General features: G+C 39.2%; 19 protein-coding genes. 6 read left to right on the top strand and 13 right to left on the bottom strand.

Going from position 1 to position 26724, the window contains the following annotated elements:
* Nucleotides 1-2: 2 nt before the first annotated feature.
* The 6 genes from AB1444_02770 to AB1444_02745 form a co-directional block, all read right to left on the bottom strand.
* Nucleotides 3-2726, bottom strand: coding sequence for a class I adenylate cyclase (locus tag AB1444_02770; protein ID MEW6525572.1), 2724 nt, complete (start codon nt 2724-2726; stop codon nt 3-5).
* 13 nt (nt 2727-2739) lie between these two features.
* The gene (holA, locus tag AB1444_02765; protein ID MEW6525571.1) at nt 2740-3747 is read right to left on the bottom strand and encodes a DNA polymerase III subunit delta; all 1008 of its coding nucleotides are present in this window, start codon (nt 3745-3747) and stop codon (nt 2740-2742) included.
* A gap of 1 nt (nt 3748) precedes the next feature.
* Nucleotides 3749-4321, bottom strand: coding sequence for an LPS assembly lipoprotein LptE (gene lptE, locus AB1444_02760; protein MEW6525570.1), 573 nt, complete (start codon nt 4319-4321; stop codon nt 3749-3751).
* 114 nt (nt 4322-4435) lie between these two features.
* Nucleotides 4436-9277, bottom strand: coding sequence for a glycogen/starch synthase (locus tag AB1444_02755; protein ID MEW6525569.1), 4842 nt, complete (start codon nt 9275-9277; stop codon nt 4436-4438).
* A 19-nt stretch (nt 9278-9296) separates the two neighbouring features.
* Nucleotides 9297-10034: a hypothetical protein gene (locus AB1444_02750; GenBank protein ID MEW6525568.1), complete on the bottom strand. Its 738-nt coding sequence runs from the start codon at nt 10032-10034 to the stop codon at nt 9297-9299.
* Between the two features lie 247 nt (nt 10035-10281).
* The gene (locus tag AB1444_02745; protein ID MEW6525567.1) at nt 10282-10752 is read right to left on the bottom strand and encodes a hypothetical protein; all 471 of its coding nucleotides are present in this window, start codon (nt 10750-10752) and stop codon (nt 10282-10284) included.
* Between the two features lie 449 nt (nt 10753-11201).
* On the opposite strand from AB1444_02745, the gene AB1444_02740 reads away from it, so the two are divergent.
* The 4 genes from AB1444_02740 to AB1444_02725 all read left to right on the top strand — a co-directional run bounded on the left by AB1444_02740 (nt 11202) and on the right by AB1444_02725 (nt 15792).
* On the top strand, nt 11202-12371 hold the full coding sequence (locus tag AB1444_02740; protein MEW6525566.1) for an acetyl-CoA C-acetyltransferase: 1170 nt from the start codon (nt 11202-11204) through the stop codon (nt 12369-12371).
* A gap of 12 nt (nt 12372-12383) precedes the next feature.
* Nucleotides 12384-13244 carry a 3-hydroxybutyryl-CoA dehydrogenase gene (locus AB1444_02735; GenBank protein ID MEW6525565.1) on the top strand — a complete coding sequence of 287 codons (861 nt, stop codon included), beginning with the start codon at nt 12384-12386 and terminating at the stop codon, nt 13242-13244.
* Between the two features lie 13 nt (nt 13245-13257).
* The gene (locus AB1444_02730; GenBank protein MEW6525564.1) at nt 13258-14430 is read left to right on the top strand and encodes an acyl-CoA dehydrogenase family protein; all 1173 of its coding nucleotides are present in this window, start codon (nt 13258-13260) and stop codon (nt 14428-14430) included.
* Between the two features lie 99 nt (nt 14431-14529).
* Entirely contained in the window at nt 14530-15792 is a 1263-nt protein-coding gene (locus AB1444_02725) for a GAF domain-containing sensor histidine kinase (protein ID MEW6525563.1), read from the top strand.
* On the opposite strand, the gene pncA is transcribed toward AB1444_02725, so the two are convergent.
* On the bottom strand, nt 15784-16461 hold the full coding sequence (pncA, locus tag AB1444_02720) for a bifunctional nicotinamidase/pyrazinamidase (GenBank protein MEW6525562.1): 678 nt from the start codon (nt 16459-16461) through the stop codon (nt 15784-15786). The two genes, AB1444_02725 and pncA, sit on opposite strands and share 9 nt — an antisense overlap.
* A gap of 255 nt (nt 16462-16716) precedes the next feature.
* On the opposite strand from pncA, the gene AB1444_02715 reads away from it, so the two are divergent.
* Nucleotides 16717-17001 (top strand): hypothetical protein, encoded by a 285-nt coding sequence (locus tag AB1444_02715; protein MEW6525561.1) that lies wholly within the window; start codon nt 16717-16719, stop codon nt 16999-17001.
* Between the two features lie 3 nt (nt 17002-17004).
* Here AB1444_02715 and amrS read toward each other — a convergent pair whose 3' ends face one another.
* From amrS to dut, 6 genes are all read right to left on the bottom strand, one after another.
* A complete protein-coding gene (gene amrS / locus AB1444_02710) occupies nt 17005-18003 on the bottom strand; it encodes an AmmeMemoRadiSam system radical SAM enzyme (GenBank protein ID MEW6525560.1) in 999 nt (332 codons plus the stop codon).
* Between the two features lie 24 nt (nt 18004-18027).
* Entirely contained in the window at nt 18028-19689 is a 1662-nt protein-coding gene (locus AB1444_02705) for a tetratricopeptide repeat protein (protein ID MEW6525559.1), read from the bottom strand.
* A 364-nt stretch (nt 19690-20053) separates the two neighbouring features.
* Entirely contained in the window at nt 20054-22495 is a 2442-nt protein-coding gene (locus AB1444_02700; protein MEW6525558.1) for a DNA translocase FtsK, read from the bottom strand.
* A gap of 29 nt (nt 22496-22524) precedes the next feature.
* Nucleotides 22525-23355: an undecaprenyl-diphosphate phosphatase gene (locus tag AB1444_02695; GenBank protein ID MEW6525557.1), complete on the bottom strand. Its 831-nt coding sequence runs from the start codon at nt 23353-23355 to the stop codon at nt 22525-22527.
* A gap of 1 nt (nt 23356) precedes the next feature.
* Nucleotides 23357-25003 (bottom strand): ribonuclease J, encoded by a 1647-nt coding sequence (locus AB1444_02690; GenBank protein MEW6525556.1) that lies wholly within the window; start codon nt 25001-25003, stop codon nt 23357-23359.
* Nucleotides 25000-25434 carry a dUTP diphosphatase gene (gene dut, locus AB1444_02685; GenBank protein ID MEW6525555.1) on the bottom strand — a complete coding sequence of 145 codons (435 nt, stop codon included), beginning with the start codon at nt 25432-25434 and terminating at the stop codon, nt 25000-25002. The genes AB1444_02690 and dut overlap by 4 nt, the downstream gene beginning before the upstream one ends.
* A 179-nt stretch (nt 25435-25613) precedes the next feature.
* Between dut and AB1444_02680 the strand changes: the two genes are divergently transcribed.
* Complete coding sequence (locus tag AB1444_02680; GenBank protein MEW6525554.1) at nt 25614-26678, top strand: diguanylate cyclase; 1065 nt, start codon at nt 25614-25616, stop codon at nt 26676-26678.
* Nucleotides 26679-26724 lie beyond the last annotated feature (46 nt).

Below are 26724 nucleotides of genomic sequence, written 5' to 3'. Positions count from 1 at the left end.
TTCTATGCTTGTGTCCGCTGAAGCATGAGTTCTAATTTATATTTTTCCACAAAGTAAATGCTTGATCCTATTAACATTTCTTTTTGATTCAGATCATTAAATACAAGTTCACCAATATAAGGATATATTGGCATTCCCATGTTTTTTAACTCAATAATTTTCCGTTTTACACTGTAAAGTTCTTTAATTGTCATAAATCCAGAAGTTACATTGTCGGGAAATATAAAATTGTAAAAAATTTCATTCCCCATATGGCGAGCTATCTGAACACGGAGGGCCTTGGATTTTGTAAAATTCAGTAGATAATCACCATGTATCTTACCGGTTTCATCAATAAGGCTAATGCCACCTCTACGATCAGCCTGAGCACCATAGCAGATAATGCTGGACTCACTTTCCCTTACGCTGCTTGGTAATCGTTTGAGGACGTTTGTGCAGAATCCATATATATGATATAAAAAGACGCTCTTTATATTTTTAGGTGCAAAGAAGGTAAAAATATTACCTTTTTCATTAAATACATATACATGTAATTTATCACTGTCTTCAAGATAACCAATTGTAATTCCTTTTGTAAGTCGTTTGGTATACAATGCTTGCAGCACCTGCAGATGGTATGAATCGCCATAAAATGTATAATGCGCTTCTATGCTGGGTTTTAAGGTGAGTGTTGTTAATACCTTTACAATATGATCAAAAGCCTGAACTTCAATGGTATTGTTACGCAATGCAGTAAAATACAGTCCTTCAAGCTCACCAATAAAACGGCTATGGGGGGTAGGGCTGTTAACTATAGCGTTATATGATTCTCTAAAAAGCTGTATAAAATTTTTGCAAAAGCGTTTGTGGGTACCTGGACTGTTTATCAGGCAATAATCGTCAAATGGAAGTTTTAATTCAAGACCATCTTTAAGGATATTTTGAAGTATGTGTGCAATATCAATGATATTGGAGTATTGTTTGATGTACTGTTCGCCCCAGCTAGTTGAATAGACATGATATAATGAATCTAAATGTTCCGCAGCATCATTATTAAAGTTAAGAATAATACATTGAAGCATGTTAAAAGCTGGTTTGAGATAGTATTTGGTTTTAATTTTCCCTTTTTCGGAAAAAAATTTTGACAGTTGGTTTAGCAGTTCCACAACCAGATTCTGATTTATTCGCACATATCCAGATTGGATATTAACTCGGGTCACTGAATGGTCATAAACATTATTAACCGTTAACCATACTAATAGCTTAACCAGATCGCTTTCAGTGCGCAATGTAGTGGTAGTGAATACATTTTTTTCACTGCGGTTTCTTTTAAACAGCCGCCACTTAACTTCACGGATCCCTTCATTAACAGGTTCAATATATAAAATGGGTTCAGCGGGAGTGTCTTTAAATGTTATAAGCTTATCAACCTTATTCTCTTCAACCGAAAAATGTGACTTTATTTTTCGCGATAATAATGTAAAATCAGTTTCAGATATTTGTTGTTTCAAATTAAGGGTGCTAAACTGCGATGATATTTTTTGATAACTAATCAGCATGAATTTTTTTACTGCATCCCAGAAATGCATAACTCGCTGGAAGTCCCAGTTATCAAAGTTATCCATATCCTGAATAATTTTAATGTTCCAGTTCCAATCATGGACATACTTAAACATTACGGCTACTTTATAGGGAATATTCTTTTTATCTTTTATCCCTACATATTTAGATAGCTGTGGATCAATTTTTAAATAAAGGTTTTGCTTTAATATTTGAAGTATTGCAGGGTCATTCATTGTCTGGCTATAGTAGTCATAAACTTCATCAAACATCAAAAGGTAGGCATCCAGTATTGAATTGGTGAGACGGCTGAGCAGCACATGCATTTTAACTTTCTGGCTTAAAAGTGGTGAATCGCTTTTTCCAAACAGATATTTTTCCAGAACTCCAATCTTTAAGATGGATTTAAAAGGGTTCCCCAGTGATTTTATTATCTGAAAAAGAGCAGCTCCCAGAAAATCTTCTTTGGATATTTCATAAAGATTTCCCAGATCAATAAAATCATCCCTTTTCATTTCATCAGGGAGTTGGTTATACAATGCTTCATATTCATCATCTTTAATAAAACTGGGAACAACCCACCAGAAAGGAATTTTGCCTGCAATGATAATTGAACTTCGGAAAAATTCATCTTTCAAAACTGCACCAACGGTTGTGCCAAATGCTTCTTCTTCGTCTTCTGCAAAAATATTATTTTTAACGCTTTCAATATCGTTAATAAATATATGAACGGGTACTTCTAATTCTTTTGAAGCCCATTCCTGTACAAGGGTCACTTTTTTTCTAAAATTATCAAATGCTTCTTTTGACACAGTGTTTCTATGAATACATGCCCAGTAGTCAAGGTCTGATTTTTTATTATATGCTACTGTGCCAACACTACCCATAACAGCAAACATCTTGATAAAATCGCCACGTTCAAAATCATGGAAGGTGATACCAGGATAACGCCCATGCAAATACCGTTTTGTATCTTCATCAAGTTTGAAATTTTTTATTCCTAAAGGCACATCACCTTCAACATAACCGGGCATCTTTTTATTATTGATGCAGAGTAAAAAAGGGATGGTATTGACAATTCGACGCATTGCGGGATTGGGAATAAGCTGTTGAAAGCGCTTAAACTTTTCATTGTTAAACGCTATGAACTTTTCCTTATTTTCAGTTATTGTTTGGAGCAGATCCATATAAACAGTATCATCACAAAGAAAATTGCAATAAAAGATCTAATAAAGGATTTTCTTTAAAAAACCCATCAGAGTGATAGCTTTTAAGCTGTATGTCATAGGTATATAGCATTGCAATTAATTTTCTAACATTATCAAGGGTATAGATAGATACCTGTTTGGCAAACATTTTTTGCCTTTTTCCATATATCTTCAATTCTTTCATGAGTGAATCAAAGTGAACACCTTTTGCTGTTTGTACATGAAATTGCTCTAATTTTTGTGCATGATTGAATAAAAGGGATACAAGCAATATTTGACTTACATTACGTTCAATAGCTTCTGAAAGAAGGTCCCATGCACGTTTATCCTTTAAAAAGAAGCAATCGACAAATTCAAATTCTATTGCTTCTCTTTCATTTATGACAAAACCTTCAAGGAAATCTTTTGAGATATCAGTATGTCCAGAAAAAGATATGGTGGTAAGAATATCATCAATCTCTTTGATGTTACTTGCTGTTAATTCAACAAGAAGTTCTGTTGCTTCCTGTGAGATAGTTAATGATAAAGCCTTACACTTTTTCAGTATATATGATTTGCAATTTTCTTCAAAGGGTCTATAAAACTGGATAACGGGAATGTGTGTGTGAATGTGTGAAGGGAGCAATGAAGGTAGCTTATTCTCCTGAGTATCAAAAATAACATAGGCACAGTTGGGCAGATTATTAATACAGTCAAGTACCATTGTATGAATTTTTTTTGAAGCACTTACCTGTTCACAATGTTTGATTATATATAAAGCAGTATCGTCAAAAAGTGAAACTGACGCTATGGCAGCAAGAGCCTGCTCAAGTGCATCTTCAGCAAAGTACGTTGTTATTTTATAATCGTGAGGTTTGCTGTTTTTCCATAGTCGTGATGCAATGAGCGTAAGGGCTTCTTCTTTCTGGTTTTCATCATTTCCACAAAAGCAGTATATGTGCGATAGTTCCTTTTGAATGGCCAATTGCAGATCACTAACCTTTAATGCCTTTTGTGTCATATTATTTTCTTCCTTTTTCCACCCCTGTTTTAAGAGTAGTATACCAGCCTGTTTCAACCTGTAAAGCAATCCGAGAAGCTAACATCTGCTCCACATCGTCCTGGACAATGTTAATTGGTGTAACAGGTGCTTCAATGTCGGAATACTCTTTAAATGCCTGTACAGTGATATTGTGAAAAATGTAATTTTTAGTCTGATTATTTATTAAGCTTATCACAGCAATTATTAATAATCGCTTTTTTTTAATTATACCTGCGCTGTCAATTACTATTGGCTGCACCTGCAATGACTGAATGGTGCCTGTAAGTATTACATCGCTATCAGCCTGTACCGGAGCTATCGCTAACCTGCCACCTGTTATGATTTTTTCTGTTATCCGTTGTTTTATCTTTTCTTCATAGCCGGGGATACTGGTCTGATTAGTAAAGGGTAATATGTAGAGTTTGTTAGCAGTATACGGTATAACCGGCTGTCCATTAATAGATCCAACAATATTCCCCAACTCTGCTTTGTCATTTGAGGAACAGGATAGTAGCAATAATAATGCTACTGCAATGATATATTTTTTTTTCATAACACAATAAAACATTCAAGTTTTAACATTACCATTCCGATTAAATTACCAGATCATTTTACACTCCAGGGCCTCCCACTTGTACTGATGGTGTTTGTGGAAGGCTCTTTTATTTTATACTACCCTTACAATTTCCTTATGCGAATACAGGACATCAATATATTCTTTTGCTGGTTTATCCCAGAAATAGACTGACTGCATGGCATTTTTGCGTGCCAGTGCCTTTATTGTATCATCGCCAGTGCGAAAGAATTCTGCACAGCGTTGCATAGCATCATAGAATGATGTAGGAGTAAAATCAGAAAATAAAAATCCATTACCTTCAACTGAAGAATCTTTCATACGTATGGGGATGACGGTGTCACGCAGACCTCCTGTTGCACGTGCAACAACCAAACATCCGCATGCCAGTGCTTCAAGCTGTGAAATGCCACCAGGTTCATGCAATGATGGCATTAAAAAAACATCACTGCACAGAAGAGGGATGCTGATATCCTGAAAGCCTAAATTAACATGCACATTTTTTGGATAATATCCCTGCAAATGTAGCAGCCCGGTGGCTAACTCGCTGCCACGCTGGTCCCCCCAGGCTACTGCACCGCCAATAACCCCCTGAAATCCCAGTGTAGTAAATATCCCATATGAAGCATCCAGAAGAAGCTGAAAACCTTTTTGCTCAGCTATACGGTGAATCATGGAAAACAGAATGGCATCAGGATTAATTTCAAAACCTAATTTAAATTGCAAACACAGTTTGTTCCGTATGTGGGTTACATACTCCCTGCGCAGAGGATCTGTGATCTTTTCACAATTACGGATACCTTCAAGTATTTCAGGATAACGATGCTGAACCGTTGTAAATATTCCAGGATTAGAAGTTAGAGATTCAACCATTCCGGGATAATATTCATCAATAAAACCTGAATTGTGAAAACGCATAAGAATTCTGTTTTTAAAATCAACTCCCAGCGCATTGCTTATACCAATAACATTATGTAAAATCTTTTCAAGACCATCACAGGCTTTTTCTATCTGCTTTGCATATGAAGGGCTCACCGTAACGACTCTATCGGCAAATCGTATGCCGGTAGCCATACAATTTATCTTGTTGTAATCATTGGGGTCAGAAAAATCAGTGTAGCGCCAGTGCGGAAGATTAAATAAAGAGAATAGGTCTTTGCCATCTTCATACCGGTGATATGAATCAAAATATTGCCAGCCTCCGTTGTGTATAATGTGAAAGAAAGATGTTCTTTTGAAGTTTGGATTATCATAGTACACATGGTCACTGCGGACAATGCCGTTAAAAATACCAGTATATGCATCATTGGTGATGACAAAAAGTGGGTACAGGCCAAAGGTGGTGATAAGCTCAGCTGTAGCACGGGCAAACGCAATACGGCGACGTAACTTTTCCTGACCAGTATATCCCCAGTACAAACCATCAAAGAACTCGTGATGATCCAGTAGATAATAATGAATACCATCAACCTGTGCATAATGTACACCAGCTTCATAGGTAGCATGTTCTATCATGAAGCGCACATTTTTACCAGTGTACCGTACATTGTATTTTTTTAATGCGTTGTTCATCTTTTCCATAGCCTTTTCATCGCCATGGCGATATTTTGGGGTTATTACTATTACTTCTTCACCCAGACTTACAAGCTCACGCGGCAACTCATACACAACATTAGCAAGGCCTCCACTTTTGGAAAATGGCTCTGCCTCGGCAGATACAAATATAATGGGGCCTGGTCGGTTATGAAACTTAATGCTTTTGCCAAGGTCAGATATATTTGTATCATCATGTGCGGCAAGATCCTCAATTAATTGCACAATGTCGTTGCCGGATTTGAACCCAAACTTAAACATGTAAAAGAGGATTCGTTTAAAACCTATCTCAATGAAATTTTTATACTGCGGATAAAATTGTGCAATAATGTGATTCTTCAAAAATGCAATAAATCCTTCAAAAGTGGAAGAATGTGCAATTGTTTCAAGGAACATGAAATTTGATTTAAAGTTTTCGGGGTTGCTGATTGAATATAACCTGAAAAGTGAATCTCGCAAGAATTCACTGTACAATGGCGCAATATCACTGACCGGCTCTAATTTTAACAGTTTGATCCTGTCAGTGTATGAAACAACCGAATAGATTTTTGAAGCTTTAAGCTCCTTCCCTGTGAAGTAACTATAATGTTTGGTAATAGGTGAATATACAGGATCAACTACTTTAAAAAAGGTATCATCAGCAATGGGCAGTCGCGGGTTGTCAAACTGCAATGCCACATTCTGAGAGCTATCGGCAAAATTGAAAACTCCAATCCATATGGTATGTTCGGTAAATTTAATGGATGCTGCAACCTGAGTATTATTGGCCCATATCAAATACCCTTTGCCTTTATTGTTGCGGTGAAAACGATACCATTGCCGATAAAATGACTCTAAGCTGCGGTGAGCAACATACTCAAACTGATTCCAGTTCACATAGATATTATCCAGAAATACTTTCCAGCTTTCGCCTTCGGCACTTCCCTCATAATCCATGATGATGTTATTCATAAAGATGGTAAGCCCAATAGCAGCTCTGAGTCCCCTGTGCCCAAACGTATTGAGTGCGCGTCGTTCGTCATGATTTCCCAGTATACCTAAAAGCTCAGTACCCGGTGGGAGGGCGTATGGCAGATAGTTATCGTAAAAGTGATACACTTCACGGACATCAGTGGTGCCATGGATAATCCCTTCGCAAATTTTAAAAAGAGCTGAATTGTAAGGGATAATTCCACTGCGGGTAAGATAGCGCTCATGTCCCCAGTAACATTCGGCTAAATGCACAAAAAACGTTTTGTTTTTCTCTTTCAGCTTTTGTGCTATGCGACTCATTAAAAGATAGTGAAAAGGTATGGCAATCTGATCTCTGCAGGCACTGTCAAAATAACCTGTTGTGATAAAATGCCCGTCTTCACGGTCATTAACAATAATTTCACCTTCAACAAGCGATTCCAGTGAACGGTACTGCCCCCAAATAAACGGATAGTTGTTCTTCTTCATCATGATGGGGACCGCATGAGCTGAATCAAAACGTATGCCATCAATGTCATATTTTTCAATTAATGTACACACACTATTGATGAGCCATTCCCATACTTCCAGTTTGCGGTAGTTGAGTAGTTTCCCATCATTCCAGCTTCCGTAACGGCCATCAGTTGAAGCACGAATAACCAGATTTCCGCTGTCGTCGTAACATTTAACAGCGTACTCATCGGAAAGCTCTGTGCTACGGCGGTTAAGGTGTGGGACCACGTCAATAATGATTTTTATATCCATTGCATGAGCTTTAGCTACGAGCTCTAAGAACTCTTTTTCACCGCCTAAAAAGTCTTCTATTTGAACTAAACTAACCGGTGAAAATGGTGAAGGGGATGTAGCTTCGGGTGCCCAGTCTTCACGGTTGGTGCCACGTTTTTGGACACCTAAAAGGTACAGCGCAGTGATGTGATAGCGCTCTTTTAAATCCTCTAAATGAGCGGTAATGTCGCTGAAGCGGCCTAAACGGATTACTTCGCCATGCTCATTGTACACCAATCCTGGATGTTCTTCATCCATCCAGTAGATACGGGTATGCCCGTAAATATCAGGAAATATTTCAAGAACAATTTCGCCACGCACATCAGGGATGACGTTAATTCTACCACTGCAGCTTTCATATGCTACCCACTGGGAGCGTTTTTTTCGTTTCCTGTAGACAAGAAAGTCATAGTGGCCTAATTCGTTGAATGTGTAGTGTGCAGTGTAAACACCTTTTGTTTCATTGAAGACCAAATCAATGTCAGTATATGCAATGTCCTGTTCCAGAGGGTAAGGGTTTGTACCTGCATTATACATTATACGTACAAAGTAGTTCCCTTCTTCCGGTATGGAAAATTCAAATGTATGAATACTACCAGCAGCGCAGTTGACAAAGGAAGTAGCCAGTGGTGCATCAAATTCTTTAGGTGCAAAGATGCGCTCTAAGAGTATATTGGCGTTATTGCGGATTTCATGAATATCATGTCCTGATGCAGCCACCAGAAGGCGTACAATTTCACGCAATGAATTGAAATCGTTGCCTTTTTTGTAACGGCGTGCTAACCTTTCAAGTGATCGTATTGCCTTCAAATTTTTTTCAAAATCAAAATTGCCATCATCACGACGGGCGTTGAGCATTTTTAAAAAGCTTTCACGGTTACGGGCAGTAAAGGCACGTATTTTTTTGCGGGCAGGAATTTCTTTAAATTCAACTTCTGAGATAGTTGCAATGCGTATGACTTCATCAAGCAATTCATTGAGAGCACGTGATACATGAGGTGGGTACACTTCAATGTGCGAATATCCAGTTTCTATCGCACGCTCTTCAACCCGTAATAACCAGTAAAATGCTCTGTCAAATTTTTGATCTTTATCAAGGGCAAGCACATTGAAGATATTAAGGCCCAGATAAATTGTAGGAATTTCTGTCCACTGCGGGCCCTGTCCAACATGTGATAATACAGCACTTTGCGGTGAAAGATAGTATAGTGTTGGCCAGGCAGGTCTTTCTTTGATAAGCACAAAACGGCGGTTTATGATCGATGTAAAATCACCCCTGGCTATAGCACTGTGGATTGTGATAATTGCATCTAAAATTCTCTCCTGCAAACGGATGTCGGATACTATTTTTTCCTTTGCCTGCGGGCTATCGGTAATTGCAGCAAATATATCATTTCGGATAGCAACAAATAAATCTTTCAACGATGAAGGGTCGGCACCTTTTTTTAATGAATCGATAATACCTGAATTTACAACAAAGGGGAATGCTCTGAGCTCTTGAAAAGCTTTGCGTATTTCCTCTTTTACCCTTTCATCACATAATTTTTCCTCATCGCTAAGAGCAAATCTGCAAAGGCTACTCTGGGTAGAAACTTTCTGTAACATGATGCGGTGCCTTTTTGTATTATTCTGACAGCATTTTTAAAACAGGATATTTTTCCTTGTAAACACCTAAAGGTGTAAAATCAACAGCTATAGTACTCTTCTTATCAATAGACTTTTTTATAACAGTGATTTTTTCTTTGGGAATAAATACCAGTACCGTATTATCAGTGTCAAACTGCATTAAACAAAGCTTATATTCTGACAATCCATATACAAGAAGTGATGGAGGAATTTTATAAAATCTCAGTGGTACCATGGTGTTTGTAAATTCATTACCCTGCAATGACGGGTAGTCCTGTAACAGTTGTGTAAATGTTGCAGCTTGCTTTTCGGGTATAAATTCTTCTTCAACAGGTGGTGCTATCTGTTTTGATTCAACTGCCTCTTGGGGGGCGATAGCTGCTGTTTTTGTTTTGAGTATATAAAAGCTCTGAATAATATATCCGCTGCGCATTCTCTTCTGTGCTTCTTCAGTACACATTGTCACAGGAACAATCACATTCCCACCTTTGCTGCGGGCAATCTGTTTGGCTTTATCAATACGTACAGGTAATGATACTCCACCAATGTCAGCGATGCCTATCTCATCATATTGATTTTTATCTATGGTAAGCAAAACCTGAACTTCATCGGTTTCATTGAGTGCAGGATATTCTCCCCCGGTTTTAACAAACTCAACAGATGTACATGATATGAATAATAGTACTATACATAACAAAATAGAAGTAACTGATAGTTTATACGCTTTTATATTCATGATAGTCCCTCTAGTATTAATTTTCAAATATTTAACTGCGCCATTCCTTTAATGGATGCACATGAGGTGCATCATAGTGAAGTCAATAATTTAATGAAAGTAATCACTTTTAGTATGTGATAGTATTTTCAATTTAGTCAATTTAAAAATTAAAAAAATGAATCTCTATGGAATACAAAAACATTACCACATACAATGTATTAAGGGGTATGGTGAATAATTTTGAACATATTTTTTTGTTTCATGTTCAGGTTGTTGCTTTTTCCAATATTTCGGGGTGAGGTCCCCAATAGACTGTTAAATAAAATATATCTTTTTTAGTGCCTGTTTCAAAAGCATATACGCTGTACCGATAGTTATCGGTATAGAAGTCTTCTTTTTGTTCTTCCTTTGATAAAAATTCTAAAAATTCATACAGGATATTATCTAAACAGTATTCAATGATCCTTGCCAGAGACATTTTGTATAATTTTTTTACATCCATAAAAAACTCATATTCATCATCATACAGTACTATATGAAAGCGCTTCCACTGAGTGGTGTTACGTTTTCTGTATTTAATCTGTTTAAAATACTGAACATCCAACTTTTCATAATTAGCAGCAAAGCTAATAAGTGCCGATAGGAATGTTCTGAGAGACATGTTGTGTTGATGTGCATATTCTTTCATAATTTCAAGATGATCATACGAAATGCACGTTGTGGTTTCGATGTTCATGGAATCCTCCCAAAGTTTATGTGGTTTTTTTTAAAGTGATTATAATAAATATATTTTTCAAGCAAAATTTGGGCGCATACAATAATTTAAACTGATTTTCAATTATCATGTGTTTTGTTTAATCATGAGGGGTTTCCATCATTATGGGATAAAACTACATTTTACAATATAATTATTATGCAATAGCTTAAGAAATTGATTATCAAATGATATGAGTAATAAAAAATCATCACTAATTATTCCTGAATGTGGAAATTTGAATAAAGTATAAAATAGTGTACACCCCCGCCGCCTTCGGCGGCGAGGGTGTACACTATATTCATTATGAAATTTTTTAAGGAATTATTGCTGAAAAATCATCATGTATTAAAAAATATTTTTGACATTTTGATTATATTTTTAAGAATTAAATTTGTGTTTTGTTGACATACAAAAAATGGAGGTTGCCAATGAATGCTGTTATTGTAAGTGCTGTAAGAACTGCTCTGGGAAATTTTAATGGTTCTTTATCTACCATACCCGCAACGCACCTGGGAGCCATTGTCATTGAAGAAGCCATTAAGCGTGCAGGAATTTTAAAAGAAGATGTCAATGAAGTCATAATGGGGCAGGTTCTTCCCTGTGGTTATGGGCAAAACCCGGCACGGCAGGCTGCTATCAAAGCACATCTTCCCTGGGAAGTAGAATGCTTAACTATAAATAAAGTATGTGGCTCTGGTCTAAAAGCGGTTATGCTTGCAGAACAGGCTGTTTCTTGTGGGGATGCTGATGTAGTGGTGGCTGGTGGTATGGAGAATATGAGTATGGCACCATACTATCTTGAAAAGGCACGGTTTGGTTACCGCATGGGTGATGGTCAGCTCAAAGACCATATGGTTCATGATGGGTTGTGGGATGTGGTCAATGATTTTCATATGGGTATGTCTAATGAATTGTGCTGTGAAAAATATAATGTGAGCAGGGAAGAGCAGGACAGGTATGCTGCGCTTTCATATGAAAGGGCCTTAAATGCAATACAGGCAGGGAAATTTAAGGAGGAGATAGTTCCGGTAACTATCGCCCACAAACAAAAGGAACTAATGTTTGATACTGATGAGTGCCCAAAACCAACACCGTATGAAGCACTGACGAAAATGAAGCCTGCATTTAAAGAGGGTGGTGTTACCACTGCAGGCAATGCTTCTATAATAAGCGATGGTGCTGCGGCGGTGGTGGTGATGTCACAGAAAAAAGCAAAAGAGTTGGGATGCCGTGTTTTAGCAACCATTGGTGCACAGGCTTCAGCAGGTATTGACATGAAATATGTCCTGATGGCACCTATTTTGGCTATTCCTAAATGCCTTAAAAAAGAAGGGATATCTTTGCAGGATGTAGACCTTTACGAGATCAACGAAGCATTCAGTGGATCAACAGTTGGCGTGCTCAAAGAGCTGGGTCTTGATAGTGCAAAGGTCAATGTTAATGGCGGAAGTGTAGCATTAGGGCATCCCATTGGTGCAAGTGGAGCGCGTATCCTGGTAACATTGCTTCATGAAATGATTCGGCAGAATAAACGTGTGGGATTGGCATCGCTGTGTTTGGGTGGTGGCGAAGCGGTTTCATTAATTGTGAAACGATAATGGAGGAAAGGTATGAAAATAAATGATATAAAAACCATTGGTATTGCAGGTGCAGGGCAGATGGGCTCAGGGATTGCCTGTGTTGCAGCCGTAAGTGGATTCTCGGTTATTCTGTATGATGTAACAGAAGAATTGGCGTTAAAAGGTATAACGTATATTAACGGGGTACTTTCCAAAGATGTTACAAAAGGAAAAATAACGCAGGATGCTATGCAAAACATAATGGAGAAGGTTAGAGCAACAAGTGAGTTTAAAGAGTTTGCACGTGCTGATTTTGTTGTGGAAGCTGCAACCGAAAATCAGGAGATCAAATTAAAAATATTTAAAGATTTAGACACCATATGCAGGCCTCATGTTATATGTGCCACCAATACTTCTTCAATTCCCATAGGCCGAATTGCTGCAGTGACAAAGCGCCCGGATAAGGTTATTGGGATGCATTTTATGAATCCAGTACTGGTCATGAAGCTTGTTGAGATTATACGGGCGTTACCCACATCGCAGGAAACATTTGATGTAACATGGGAACTATCGCTCAAATTAGGGAAGACACCAGCTGAAGCTCATGATTATCCGGGATTTATTTCTAACCGCATCTTCATGCCAATGATTAATGAAGCCATATATAGCCTGTACGAAGGGGTAGGAACACGGGAGTCCATAGACACGGTGATGAAATTAGGAATGAACCATCCTATGGGGCCACTGGCACTGGCTGACCTAATTGGGCTTGATACATGTTTAGCTATTATGGAAACACTTTATGAGGGGTTTAAGGATTCAAAATACAGGCCGTGCCCGCTCCTCAGGCGCTATGTTGAATCAGGCTGGTTGGGGCGAAAAACCGGCAAAGGGTTTTACGATTACACATAAAAGAGGTGAGCCAATGAATTTCAGTTTAACGCAGGAACAACAAATCATTCAGGAAACAGCTGCTAAATTTGCAAAACAGGAACTTGAACCAGTTGCTTCCACACTGGATACATCAAAAGACAGAAAGATTTTGAAATCCAACCTGAAAAAACTGGCGGCGTTAGGTTTTAACGGCATTGCTGTTGACCCACGGTATGGGGGCACGGGCGCAGGTAGTGTTGCATTTTCACTGGTGATGACAGAACTTGGCAAAGCTTGTGCAGCTACTGCTGTGACAACTTCGGTAACCAATATGGTGGCAGAGGTAATACAATCAGTGGGGACAGAAGAGCAGAAGCAACGGTATATTCCTCCACTTTGCAATGGTAGCTTTTATGCAGGGAGCTTTGGCCTGACTGAGGCAGAGGCAGGCTCTGACCCTGCAGCAATGAAAACAACGGCAACGGATAGTGGAGATTTTTGGATGCTCAATGGAAAAAAGGTATTCATAACCAGTGCTGAGTATGCAGGGGTATTTGTGGTGTGGGCTGTTACCAATAAAAATGCACCTAAAGGTAGGGGCATCAGTGCATTTTTAGTGGAGCCACATTTTGAAGGATTTATTGTTGGCAGGGATGAACATAAAATGGGACAAGTGGGCTCTTCTACCAATGAGATAATTCTTGATAACTGCAAAGTTCCAAAAGAAAATCTATTAGGTACACTCAATGATGGATTCAGGATAGCGGTGCGTGAGTTAGGTGGCGGGCGTATTGGCATTGGTTCTATGGCACTGGGGATTGGTCTTGCTGCCATGGATTATGCAACCAGCTATGCAAAGGAGCGCATACAGTTTGACAAACCCATTATACACAATCAGGCAATACAGTGGATGATTGCCGACAACTACACTCATCTTGAAGCCGCACGCCTATTGTTACTTCAGGCTGCATATAAAAAAGAACATGGTATGCCGTTTATGAAGGAAGCTTCAATGGCAAAACTTTTTGCCACTGAGGCGGCAAATAAAGCCTGTTATGATGCCATGCAGATACTGGGGGGCTATGGCTACACCAAAGAATATCCTGTTGAGCGTCTGTACCGTGATGTGCGCGTCACTACTATCTACGAAGGGACAAGCGAGATACAACGCCTCATCATTGCAAAGCACTATATGGATACCGCACCAATACCATCAAATGTATAAATTAATTGAATAGAATAAGAAGGGCATACGAATACATAAAAACCTTGCATAATTGTATAGCTCCTGTAAGAGTAGCTAAAAAAACAATGAGGAATATGCATGGAGAAGCGTGACACAATTTCTTATATACAGGATAAAGGTGAAGAAATTGTTTTAACACCAGAAGAAGTTAAAGCCCTTGATACAATAAATCAAAAGATAGCTTCAGGGCAGTCACTGATTGACATCATAGAATATTTCTTTAAAGAAACACAACATATTATGCCCTGCGACAGGATTGGCATTGCATTTTCAGATGATGGTAAACGGTTAACACTGTATCACGTGGTAGCATCATACAGCCCTCTGTATTTAGATAAAGGATATACTGCCGACCTTAAGGGAAGTTCTCTTGAAAAAATATTTCAGGATAAAATGCCACGAATCATCAATGACTTAGAAGAATATTACAAAAAAAATCCTGAAAGCCAGTCAACATGGCTGCTTTTAAAAGAAGGAGTGATGTCAAGCATGACCTGCCCCCTGTATGTGGAAGGGCGCATTGTGGGAGTGTTGTTCAGAAGTTCCCGTAAAAAGAATATGTATGGAAAAAGGGAAATTGCACTGCATCAGGCAATGATAGAGCGGTTGAGCCAGGCTGTTGAAAAAGCATACCGTATAGAGCAATTGACCCAGGCAATAAACGCATACATGGAGATGCTATCGTTTGTAACCCATGAGCTAAAAAGTCCGCTTTCATCTATAGTAACGTTAGGTACCACACTCAAGCAGGGGTATTTTGGGGAAATCCCTGAGCATTGCAAAAACACCATTGATCGTATTCTTGTGCAAGCAGAATATCTGTTAACGATAGTAAATGAATATTTGAACTTAGCCCGTCTTGAGACTGGTTCAATGCCAATACGCAAATCAACAGTAACTATCGCACATGATATTATTGAACCTGCACTTGCCATTGTGCAGCCCCAGGCTGATGCAAAACATATAACAGTTGAAAAACACTACGAGGATGTACAGCTACAGTGCGATCCCGATGCTATGAAGATTGTAATGCACAATCTTTTAAGCAATGCCATTAAGTACAATAGTGATAGCGGTACTGTGCGCATAACCGTAAAAAAAGAAGGCACTCTATGCAGAATCAGCGTGTGGAATACTGGCCCTGGATTTCCTGAAACAGAGAAGCATAAATTATTCAAACGATTTTCACGCATTGAAACGGACGAACTCCTTGCCCGCAAAGGATCGGGCATTGGGCTTTTTGTGACGTGGAATATTGTGTACCTGCACAATGGCAGAATCTATGCAAACTCAGCGGTGGGGCAGTATGCTGAGTTTACCGTTGAGTTGCCATTAGAATGACAGGTCAGCTGATGTGCAAAATTTGACATTGTGAGCTTTCATATTAGCAATGGCGTCATCCACGCTTGTAGCTGGTGAGTTGACTGCTTTTGTGCAATCAGTAATTACCACTGCTTCAAAACCTGCACTGGCGCCGTCAACCGCACTAAAATGCACACAGTAGTCAAACGCAAGTCCACACAAAAATATACGTTTTACACCTCGGCTTGAAAGATATCCCGATAGCCCCGTTGGTGTTTGTTTATCATTTTCAAGAAAAGCTGAATAGCTATCAATGTGTATGTTGTAGCCTTTTCGCACAATGAGGTGGCAGTATTGTACAGAAAGATCGTGATGAAGCTCTGCCCCTTTTGAGCCTATGACACAGTGATCAGGCCACAGCACCGGTCCCAGGCCAGCCTCCTGTATAGGGTCGTAGGGTTGTTTGCCGTGGGATGATGCAAATGAGCGGTGATTCTTGGGATGCCAGTCCTGTGTGCATACAACGGTGGCACCTTTTGCAAAGAATTTTTCCATTAACTGTGCTATAGACTTTACTATAGAGTTGCCTTCCGCAACTGGCAATGAGCCACCCGGCATAAAGTCGTACTGCATATCTATTACCAGAAGCGCATCTGTCAGCAAAATTGTTGTGCTGCCGTAATTATGCAAGGTAGTAAGCGTTGTCATAGTGTACCCCCTTTCTACCAGAAAGTATTATCTACAATTACTATTTGTCAAGAATAGATGCAACATACACCGGTAAAAAATATTGCAGATTCAAGATTCCCCAAAAAAATGCTTGCAAAAAAAACCCATGCTGACAATTGTCATAAACCACCAATACAATGCTTGATTTTTTTTCAAAATATGCTATATTAACTAAAACATACCAGTTGAAGTATTTTCATACATATAGATACTATACCTGTCAGGAGTTGATACATGGAAGAAAATAAGGTCTTTTGTGCCAATTGCATGCACTGTACTGTTTTCAGGCATTATGAAGGTGATAATAAAACCTTTGTGTTACGTGTACGATGCAATAAGAAACAGTGGCTGAAGCGATCTGGCGAAGAAAAGGTTCACAAATATTTTACCGTTGCACGGCGTACAATGGATGAATGTGATTATTATGTTGAAGCAGGGGATCTTTATCCATATATAAAGAATCTACGGAAAGCCTTGCCCGTCAAGGATGAGTTGTACCAGGTTGAAGCTCATTCATAGTAACTATCGCCACACCCCTGGTATGGGTGTTTGGCATATACATTTCCCGTCATGAAGGTTGGTGCGCATCACGTTGAATCCACTACGTACAACAAGGTCACGGCCACACGATGGACAGCGGGTAACCGAGCGTTCGCGGACATTGCCTAAATATATAAATTTAATACCGGCTTTATACGCAATGTCATACGCCTGTTTCAACACCCTGAAAGGTGTAGGGGGGACATTTGTCAATTTGTGTGCAGGGTAAAAGGCTGTGAAATGCAGCGGGACATCGGTACCTAAATTGTGAACAAACCAATCCACAAGCTTTTGAATCATGGTTACATCATCGTTGTGTGTGGGGATAACCAGGTTGGTAACCTCAATCCATACATTCATCTCTTTAAGAATAGTTAATGTTTTTAATACCGGTTCTAAGCGTGCCTTGCAAATTTTTTTATAAAAGTCATCATCAAAAGCTTTCAGATCAACATTTGCTGCATCAATATGTCTGTAAAGATCACGTAATGGCTCTTCGTTGATAAATCCATTGGTAACCATGACATTCTTAATTCCCTTATCATGAGCCTTGACAGCTGTTTCAAGAACGTATTCAATGTTTATGCTGGGTTCATTGTAGGTGTACGATATTGACTGGCATTCATACTGAATTGCCAATTTAACGCAGTCATCTGCTGTGAGCGTATGACAGTACACATCATTGGGGGAGCTAGTTGATAGTTCCCAGTTCTGGCAGTGCATGCATTTTAAATTACAGCCAACTGTGCCAAGGGAAAAGGATCTGCTTCCCGGCAGAAAATGGTATAGCGGCTTTTTTTCTATTGGGTCAACATGGGTAGCACAGGGTTTTTCATAAATTAATGAATATAATTTCCCCCCTGTATTCTGTCGGGCATTGCAAATACCACTCTTTCCTTCTTTTATAATGCAGTTGTGAGGACACAGCACACATTGCACCGCATCCTCACCGTGTTTTGTATAATACAGAGCCTCTTTCATAACTCACAATACATACAGTATAGTTTAGCGATAGTAACCTGATAAACGGTTATATGCATTGCGATAGTCCTGATTATTGGGATCACGCTTTAATGCCTCGCCATACCAATAAAGGGCCTTATTGTAATCCTGAAATTTGTTTTCATACAACCATCCTAAATATCCTGCCGGCCACGCATAATCTCTGTTGTCATTGTGTGCTTTCTCTAAATACGGGATGGCATCATTGTATTTACCTTGCTGCACCAGACACCATCCTAAATTAGCTAAGCTATAACGATATGAAGGATCATACTTTAGCGATTGTTTAAAGTAATCGATAGCTTTAGTGTAATCAGCTTTTAACAGATACACATACCCAATCTCGCTTAATGTTTGTGCATCATCCTTTTTTAGTTTCAACGCTTTGTTAAAGGCATCTAACGCTTCATCAAGCCTGTTTAAATTGCGATAGCCTATACCTAAGTTACGCAGTCCCAGAATATAATTGGGGTATTTTGATACTGCCATCTTATACATTTCCAGTGCCTTATCATACTGGCCTCGTTTTTCATATATAACGCCTAAATTCATATAGCCAATAACGTAATTTTCATCTATATCGATGGCATTTTTAATATATGAAAAAGCAGTGTCTAAATCGCCACGGTCTAAATAAATAATCCCTAAATTGTTGTGGGCATCTACTAAAAATTTGTTCTTTTCAATTGCCTGCTTTAAATACATTTCTGATTTGGGTATATCGTAGGCATAAATTTTGCTCAAGAGCAGATATGCCTCGCCATTATTGGGGTTAATTTCTAGTGCTTTGCGGGTTTCATCTTCACACAAAGTCCATTTATTGGGTACTTTCCCCTGGTCCACTTCCTGATAATAGCGGGCAAGTGACAGATGGGCTTCATCTAAATTTGGATTAAGGGATAAAGCTTTTTTGCTACTCTGAAAGGATTTTTCAATGAGTGTGGGATCGGTGGTGTTATGATATTCCCTGAGTTCCCATGAACGCAGCGAATATGCTTTACCCAAACCTGCATAGGCTATTGCATAGTTGGGGTCAATAGATATTGCCTTCTGATACATTTCTATGGCTTTAGAATAATCTAACTGATATAGCAAAAACTTTTGCCCACGAACAAAGTATTCGTATGCACTGATGTTATTGGTATCGTTCTGTACAATTTTTGTTTTTGTTTCGGTTGTGATAGTAGTATCATTCTTTTCAATGATTCCCAGTGCCAGCGAATCCTGCAGGTTGAATATATCATTCAATGAGCCTGTAACCTGAACCTGATTGATGACAGCGTGCGATTGTACATCTACGATCTTTGCTGTGATGCGTATCTGGTTGCCAAATTTCTGGAAATTGCCAACAACAAGAATATTGGCACCTAAGGCTTTACCGGCCTCAACAGTATTTTCATCAATGAGCCCGGATTGGGAAAGCTGTAGCTCGCCAATAATTTTATCAACGTTTACTCTGTCTACCAGTATATATTCCTGAACATTACGCAGTTTATAGGATATGGTATCAGCAATACCAATACACAGCCAGTCAAACGTTTTGTCTTTTGACAGATTGGTAAATGCAGTAACGCCTATTACTTTCTTGCCAGGTATTGCACTGACAGAAAGGGCTATTGCCATAATAATAATGACAATAAAAGTGATTTGTTTGGTATATTTCATACAGCGCCTCACATAGTATGTAATGAACGTCTTTAAATTATTACCTGAAACAATATAGATTCACTTCATCACCTGCTTTGAACAATATGAGCAACCGTGCTTCGATAGATGGTCCCTGAGTTTATCGAAGGGCTCAGCAACCATGCTTCGATAGGCTAAGCAACCGTCTCCCCGTGTAGAAGAGGTGCTATGGGTAAGGTTAACAACTTTTTCATATTCATCATTTATAAAAGGATTATCAAATTGCCTATACCATAAGCCCGCATGGTAAACACATACAATACCATGTATATACTATCATTTATAAAAGTGATAGTATAAAGATATAATAATATATGGGGAAAAAAAAGTCACTTAAAATTTTTTATATATATACTTCACGAGGCTTGCTTCCCTGCTGAGGGCCAATATAGCCTAACTCTTCCATGCGCTCAATGATACGTGCAGCACGATTGTAACCAATGGAAAGCCTGCGCTGAAGATATGAAGCCGAAGCTTTTTTTGTGGTTTCAACTATCTTCACCGCTTCAATGAAAAGCTCATCTTCGCCTTCTTCGTCATCATCTTCAAATTCTACCAGGCTTTGTTCAATATCAACATACCGTGGCTTTGCTATCTTTTTAAGAAAAGCAACTATTGATGATAGCTCATCCTCTGAAATAAATGCTCCCTGAATACGAATAGGAAAAGAACTCATTGGCGACTGATAGAGCATATCGCCCTTACCTAAAAGCTTTTCGGCCCCATTCTGATCAATGATGGTACGTGAGTCAGTCTTCTGTGCAACCTGAAATGCAATGCGGGCAGGGAAGTTTGCTTTGATGATGCCGGTGATGATATCAACCGATGGACGCTGGGTTGCCAGCACTAAGTGAATACCCACTGCGCGGGCTTTTTGTGCAATGCGGGTAATGTAGCCTTCTATTTCTTTGGCAGCAACCATCATTAAATCGGCTAGCTCATCCATGATGATGACAATATAGGGCAGGTATTCGCCGGTCTTATTGCGCTCAACCATCTGGTTGTAGCGATCAATGTCACGAGTGTTATATTCCGAAAGAAGGTAGTAGCGCCGTTCCATCTCCATCATGGTCCACTTAAGTGCTTTTGGTACCATGAATGGCTCAATGATAACCGGGGTAAGCAGATGGGGAATGCCATTGTATATCTGTAGCTCAACAAGTTTTGGGTCAACCATGATAAAGCGCACATAGTTTGGATCATAGTTATACACCAAACTTGTTATGATGGAATGGACACATACGGATTTGCCAGCTCCCGTTGCTCCGGCAATAAGCAGATGTGGCAATTTTTTTATATCAATGACCACCGGTTTTCCCATGATATCCTTGCCCAGTCCCACTTTGAGTCGCCCCTGTTGATGGGCATATTCAGGTGAGGCAATAATATCTTTCAATGTCACTGTCTCGCGCACTTTGTTGGGGATCTCTACGCCAATGGCCTTTTTGCCAGGGATTGGTGCCACCACTCGAACACGAGAAGCGGCAAGTGCCATAGCAATATCATCAGCAAGGCCAACAATTCTATTAACTTTAATACCCGGAGCTATCTGCAGTTCATACAATGTAATGACCGGCCCACGGTTCACATTGACAACTTTTGATTCAATACCAAAGTCCCGCAGTGTATTAACCAATAGTTCAGAATTTTTTGCTATCTCCTGTTTATAGCCTGTTTCATCAGGCACGTTGTATTGCTTTAAAAAGTCTACAGGTATACTGTATTTCTGATTGATTGGTATTTCTTCAAAAATGTTGCGGGCAACCATGTCTTCTTCAGTAATTGTTTCATCATCATATTCATACTCTTCATCTTCGTCAGTATGTTCATCGATGTCACTGCTATTCGTTTCAATAACTATCGGTACATGTTCATCCTGTTTATCGTTTTCCTGTGGCAGTTCAATCACTGCATTGGTTACAGTAGCAACCTGTGTGGTAGCTTCTTTGCTTTCCGTGGTAGAGCTATCTATGACAGAATGATTTGAATTATGCATGGTAGTGCTTTCAGCAGAAGCGGTATGGGTATTGATTATCTTAAGGTCATCTGGATAGTCATTGTTTCTATAATAGGAACTATCGCCCTTATACGTAAGAATGTTGTCATATTCAATGAGCTTTGGTTTGTGCACAGGTGTTTTTCCATAGAGAGTAATTTTGGTTCTTGTAATCCAGGGTAACTTTTTTTCAGTATTGAATGATTGAATGTCAAGAAGAGGTATGGAATCCCTGTGCTTAAAAAGAATAATCTTTGTATACAGCAGCGCTGCAACTTTTGCTAAAGAGTTAAACCGCTGGCTATCAAAGAGATAGCTAATTGACACTATCCCAAGCAGTATAAGTGAAATAAGTACCAGCAGTATTGTTGCAATCCATGCTCCGGTAAAACCCATTACTGAAGTAAGTACGTGGTATAACGCTAAGCCAACCACTCCTCCTGCAAAGGGGGCAATTGTTTCAGGCTGTATAATGGTTACAAGAAGTGAGGCTGAAACCATTGCAAAGGTAATGGCAAAGATGTGTTCCAGGACAGGTTCCAGTGATTTGTATTTGATGAGCCCCCAACCGGTTAAAAGCAGTATTGCAACAACAAAATATGATGCTATGCCAAACGAGATTCTGAGTATCTGAGCAAGTACTACGCCTGCAGGGCCAAGAATATTTTGTACCGGCATGGTAAACAGAGCATCATAATCAGATATGTGGAATGTTGCCAGTGAAAGAAAAACAATAACAGCAAATCCCCACAGTACAACACACAGTATTTCAGTAACACGATTGGACATACACGCTTGGTGATCCTGTAATTATAAATTTATACCAGTAAAATTATTAATGCTGTCACCCCCGCTACAATGGTATAGTACCCAAAATAGTGCAGGTGCAACGATTTGAGCATTGCCACAAGCAGCTTCAATGAGGCAAGTGCTGCGATAAATGTTACAGCCATAGCAATCACAACGGGAATACCAAATTCAAAAGCATTGATGGCTCCTAACTTCCTCGATTCAAGCAGTCCTGCACCGGCAATAACCGGTATTGCCATTAAAAAAGAAAATTTCCCTGCTTCTTCAGGCTCCAACCCTGTTAAAAGACCGCCAACAATAGTGCTCCCCGAACGTGATATGCCCGGCAAAATTGCAACTGCCTGGAAAATCCCCACCAGTAATGCTTGCAGTACTCCCATCTCTTCACATTTTCGGCTTTTTTTGGGTAATTTATTAGATGCAATGAGCATAATACCATTAATTATCAGAAGGCCTGCAACCATTGCGGGGCTGGAAATTGATGCTTCAACAAAATCATTGAAAAGCAAACCAATCAAAGCAGCAGGTAAAGATGCAATGAGGATATTACAGGTAAACTGGCAATGGGTGCCATAGTGTTTTTTTGTAATTTCGGCGATAGTTCCGGTGACAAGCTTAATGATGTCATTATAGTAAAATATGATTATTGCCACCAGGCTTGCCAGGTGCAGTGCAACGTTAAAAAAAAGTTTAGCACTACTATCCATTGAGCCAAAGATAGCGTGAACCTGGGGTACTGCCTCTAAAAGTGCCAGATGACCTGATGATGATACAGGTAAAAATTCAGTTACACCCTGGATAATCCCCAGGATGCAGAAAACAACAATAATATAGGCCATATTAAATCTCCTGAATGATAGTTTCAATGAGTGGCGTATTGTTGGTAAAGCGGTGGGCAATCATTTTGGCAAGCTTTTTTACTGCTACAGTTAAGTGTTCCGGTGAGGCATTCTGTAAAAGCTGCTTTTCAATAGTGTTCGATAGTTCCTTTTGAAGCACCTGAATAAATCTATCATTCTTTACACCAATAAAACCCTTGGCAATAATAACTGGTGGGTACAGTAGCAATCCATCTCCAATAACAATGCTGATAACAATAACACCATCAGAAGCTAATGTTTTGCGTTCAGCAATGATGTCATCAGTGATATCGCCAATATAGGTGCCATCAACATATACTGTCGAAAGAGGGATATTACCTTTCTTCTCAAAGCGGTTTGGTGTTAGCTCTATGATATCACCATTACGGGCAACAATGATATTCTGTGGTTTTATGTTGAGTGATTCGGCCAGTGAGGCATGTGCTTTGAGGTGACGATATTCGCCATGTACCGGCAAAAAGTATTTTGGCTGAGTCAGGGTAATCATAAGCTTAAGCTCTTCCTGCGAAGCATGCCCCGACACATGAATTTCTTCATCCTGTTCGTAGAATACATCTGCGCCCATCTGCATCAGGGAATTAATGACACTGTACACCATGCGTTCATTTCCCGGTATAACCGATGCGGTAATGATAACAGTATCGCCAGCACCTATCCTGAAATGTTTGTGCGTGCCGGCAGCCATACGGGAAAGTGCTGACATGGGTTCACCCTGCGAACCGGTACACAAAACTACCAATTTTTTATGGGTATATTTACCAATATCTTTTGCATCTATGATAAGGTCTTTTTTGTATTTCAGGTACCCTAATTCGGTTGCTATCTCAATATTTTTTTGCATGGTGGTACCGGAAATAACAACTTTACGGTTATATTTCTGTGAAGCTTCCAGAACCTGCTGGATTCGGTGTATGTTAGAAGCAAAGCTTGCTACGAAAATGCGCCCCCTGGATTTTGCAAATATTTCCAGTAGTTTCTTTTTCAAAACTATCTCAGATGGGGTATAACCGGGATTGGTTGCATTGGTACTGTCACTGATTAAAAGCAACACCCCCTGCTGACCATATTCAGCAAAGCGGTGAAGATCAGCAACATTACCATCTATAGGTGAGTAGTCAATCTTATAATCGCCAGTATGGATAATAGTGCCAATGGGAGTTTTTATGGCAAGCCCAACACCATCAATGATTGAATGGTTTACCCGCAAAAATTCAATGACAAATGAACCAATATGGATTACATCACGCGGTTCTATTTCAATGAATGTAGGTATGTTTACCGGTCGCTCGGCAAGCCTGCTTGTTACCAGCCCAAGGGTAAGTTTTGTGGCATATACCGGTACATTTATCTTTTGTAGTAAAAATGGTATTGCTCCAATATGATCTTCATGACCATGGGTAATGATGATGCCTTTCACTTTAGTTTTATTCTCAAGTATAAAGCTGAAATCCGGTATCATAAAATCAATGCCGGGTGTTTCACCGTTAGGGAAGGTAATGCCGCAGTCTATTATAATCATTTCATTGTCATATTCAATGGCCATCATGTTGCCACCAATAGCATGAAGACCGCCTATTGGTATAATTCGTATTTTCTTTTCTTTCATAAGCCTGTATGTCCAAAGCCTCCGTCATTTCGTTTTGTAGGGGTTAATTCTGGAACCGCTTCAAATGTAACCTGCAAAGTATGCGAAATGACCATCTGGGCAATTCGCATATTGTTTTCAATTGTGAATGGTTTATCACCTAAGTTTATCACAATTATTTTAATTTCTCCACGATAATCAGCGTCAATGGTGCCAGGAGTATTAAGAAGTGTGATCCCATGATTAATGGCAAGACCGCTACGAGGTCTTATTTGTGCTTCATAACCGGGGGGAAGTTCAATAAAAATGCCGGTGGGAATAAGAGCACGTTGCAGTGGCTGCAGGGTTACCGGTGTATCCAGTAAGGCATACAGATCAGCACCTGATGAATGGATGGTTTGATAATCCGGCAGTTTAGCGCCAGGGTGTAATTTTACTTTTATAGTCTGCATATTAGTAACTATTTATCTATTGAATTTCTACAGTAACGATATAATTATTGACATTTTTTGTAAATAGTATAAAATTCTGCTATGTACTTTAAACTATCTATTTTTTACTGGTACAGTGCATAACGTCATAAACGGGCAATGGTAATAAAAACGCAAGAATTATTTTAAAAAGGGTATGTATGGATGACAATGGGTTAACTTTTTTTGATGAAACTGAACTTACCCCGGAAGGTATAGAAGGCCTTGAAAAAAAGATTTATGACCTGCGCAACCTGCTTGAGTTAGGAATAAGCCTTTCCTCAAATTTGCAGTTTGAAAGCCTGGTTGAATCCCTTTTATACAGCTGTATTGGGCAAATGTTCGTTGAACAGGTAGCGTTGTTGTTGCAAAAAGACATTGATGTGAATGATTTTTATATACACATGGCCAAAGGGTATGATAGTGATTTTGAGGAAAATGTGATATTGCATGAAACAAGTCCGCTTGTTGGATTTTTAGAAAATAATCCATACCCAATTGAATATGAAACGCTCCTTGAGTTACCCGACCTGGCTGATGACCTTAAATTGATAGCATTTTTAAATCCATACATAGTGGTCCCACTTAAATCAAAAAATTCACTTATGGGAGTTCTGCTTTTAGGGGAAAAAATAACGGGTGGCGGTTTTTCTAATTCAGAAAAGGAATTTTTACATTATGTTGCACGGTTTGGCGCTGTGGCTGTTGAAAATTCACGCCTCTATTTAATGTCAACCCTTGATAGGATGACACGGTTGTATATTCACCATTATTTTGAAATACGGCTGCTTGAAGAAATGAAACGGAGCCAGCGGTATAACACCCCCCTTTCGCTTTTAATGTGTGATATAGACCATTTTAAGCGGTTCAACGATACCTATGGGCATTTGCAGGGCGATAGTGTACTGAAAGAAGTGGCTGCAATATTTTTAAAAGACCTTCGTAAAATGGATATAGCCTGCCGATATGGAGGCGAAGAATTTGCGGTGATATTGCCCCAGACGCGACTTAATCAAGCTGGTATTGTGGCGCAACGGTTACGTAAGATTGTTGAACAGCATCCGTTTAAGGGTCAGGACAAAACATTGCATGTAACGATAAGCATAGGAGTTGCTCAGTATGATCCTGCCCGAGATACTTCTATAAAGGAATTTGTTGCCAGATCGGATAAAGCGTTATATAAGGCAAAAGAGATGGGACGAAATAAAGTTGCCCTTGCAAAATAAAATGCCGATAGTAAGCAATAGAATGCCTATTTGTTTTTAAAAAGGT

This window comes from Spirochaetota bacterium (assembly GCA_040756435.1).
Taxonomy (GTDB): domain Bacteria; phylum Spirochaetota; class UBA4802; order UBA4802; family UB4802; genus UBA4802.
Note: the sequence above shows the minus strand (reverse complement) of the source record. Positions and strands in the feature narration are given on the sequence as shown.

Bases quoted from the DNA above. Each gene is read 5' to 3' on its own strand.
- AB1444_02730 (MEW6525564.1), top strand. From the start codon at position 13,258: ATGAATTTCAGTTTAACGCAGGAACAACAAATCATTCAGGAAACAGCT.
- AB1444_02745 (MEW6525567.1), bottom strand. From the start codon at position 10,752: ATGAACATCGAAACCACAACGTGCATTTCGTATGATCATCTTGAAATT.
- AB1444_02755 (MEW6525569.1), bottom strand. From the start codon at position 9,277: ATGTTACAGAAAGTTTCTACCCAGAGTAGCCTTTGCAGATTTGCTCTT.
- AB1444_02680 (MEW6525554.1), top strand. From the start codon at position 25,614: ATGGATGACAATGGGTTAACTTTTTTTGATGAAACTGAACTTACCCCG.
- AB1444_02725 (MEW6525563.1), top strand. From the start codon at position 14,530: ATGGAGAAGCGTGACACAATTTCTTATATACAGGATAAAGGTGAAGAA.
- pncA (MEW6525562.1), bottom strand. From the start codon at position 16,461: ATGACAACGCTTACTACCTTGCATAATTACGGCAGCACAACAATTTTG.
- amrS (MEW6525560.1), bottom strand. From the start codon at position 18,003: ATGAAAGAGGCTCTGTATTATACAAAACACGGTGAGGATGCGGTGCAA.
- AB1444_02735 (MEW6525565.1), top strand. From the start codon at position 12,384: ATGAAAATAAATGATATAAAAACCATTGGTATTGCAGGTGCAGGGCAG.
- AB1444_02715 (MEW6525561.1), top strand. From the start codon at position 16,717: ATGGAAGAAAATAAGGTCTTTTGTGCCAATTGCATGCACTGTACTGTT.
- lptE (MEW6525570.1), bottom strand. From the start codon at position 4,321: ATGAAAAAAAAATATATCATTGCAGTAGCATTATTATTGCTACTATCC.
- AB1444_02740 (MEW6525566.1), top strand. From the start codon at position 11,202: ATGAATGCTGTTATTGTAAGTGCTGTAAGAACTGCTCTGGGAAATTTT.
- AB1444_02695 (MEW6525557.1), bottom strand. From the start codon at position 23,355: ATGGCCTATATTATTGTTGTTTTCTGCATCCTGGGGATTATCCAGGGT.
- holA (MEW6525571.1), bottom strand. From the start codon at position 3,747: ATGACACAAAAGGCATTAAAGGTTAGTGATCTGCAATTGGCCATTCAA.
- AB1444_02690 (MEW6525556.1), bottom strand. From the start codon at position 25,003: ATGAAAGAAAAGAAAATACGAATTATACCAATAGGCGGTCTTCATGCT.
- AB1444_02705 (MEW6525559.1), bottom strand. From the start codon at position 19,689: ATGAAATATACCAAACAAATCACTTTTATTGTCATTATTATTATGGCA.
- AB1444_02770 (MEW6525572.1), bottom strand. From the start codon at position 2,726: ATGGATCTGCTCCAAACAATAACTGAAAATAAGGAAAAGTTCATAGCG.
- AB1444_02750 (MEW6525568.1), bottom strand. From the start codon at position 10,034: ATGAATATAAAAGCGTATAAACTATCAGTTACTTCTATTTTGTTATGT.
- dut (MEW6525555.1), bottom strand. From the start codon at position 25,434: ATGCAGACTATAAAAGTAAAATTACACCCTGGCGCTAAACTGCCGGAT.
- AB1444_02700 (MEW6525558.1), bottom strand. From the start codon at position 22,495: ATGTCCAATCGTGTTACTGAAATACTGTGTGTTGTACTGTGGGGATTT.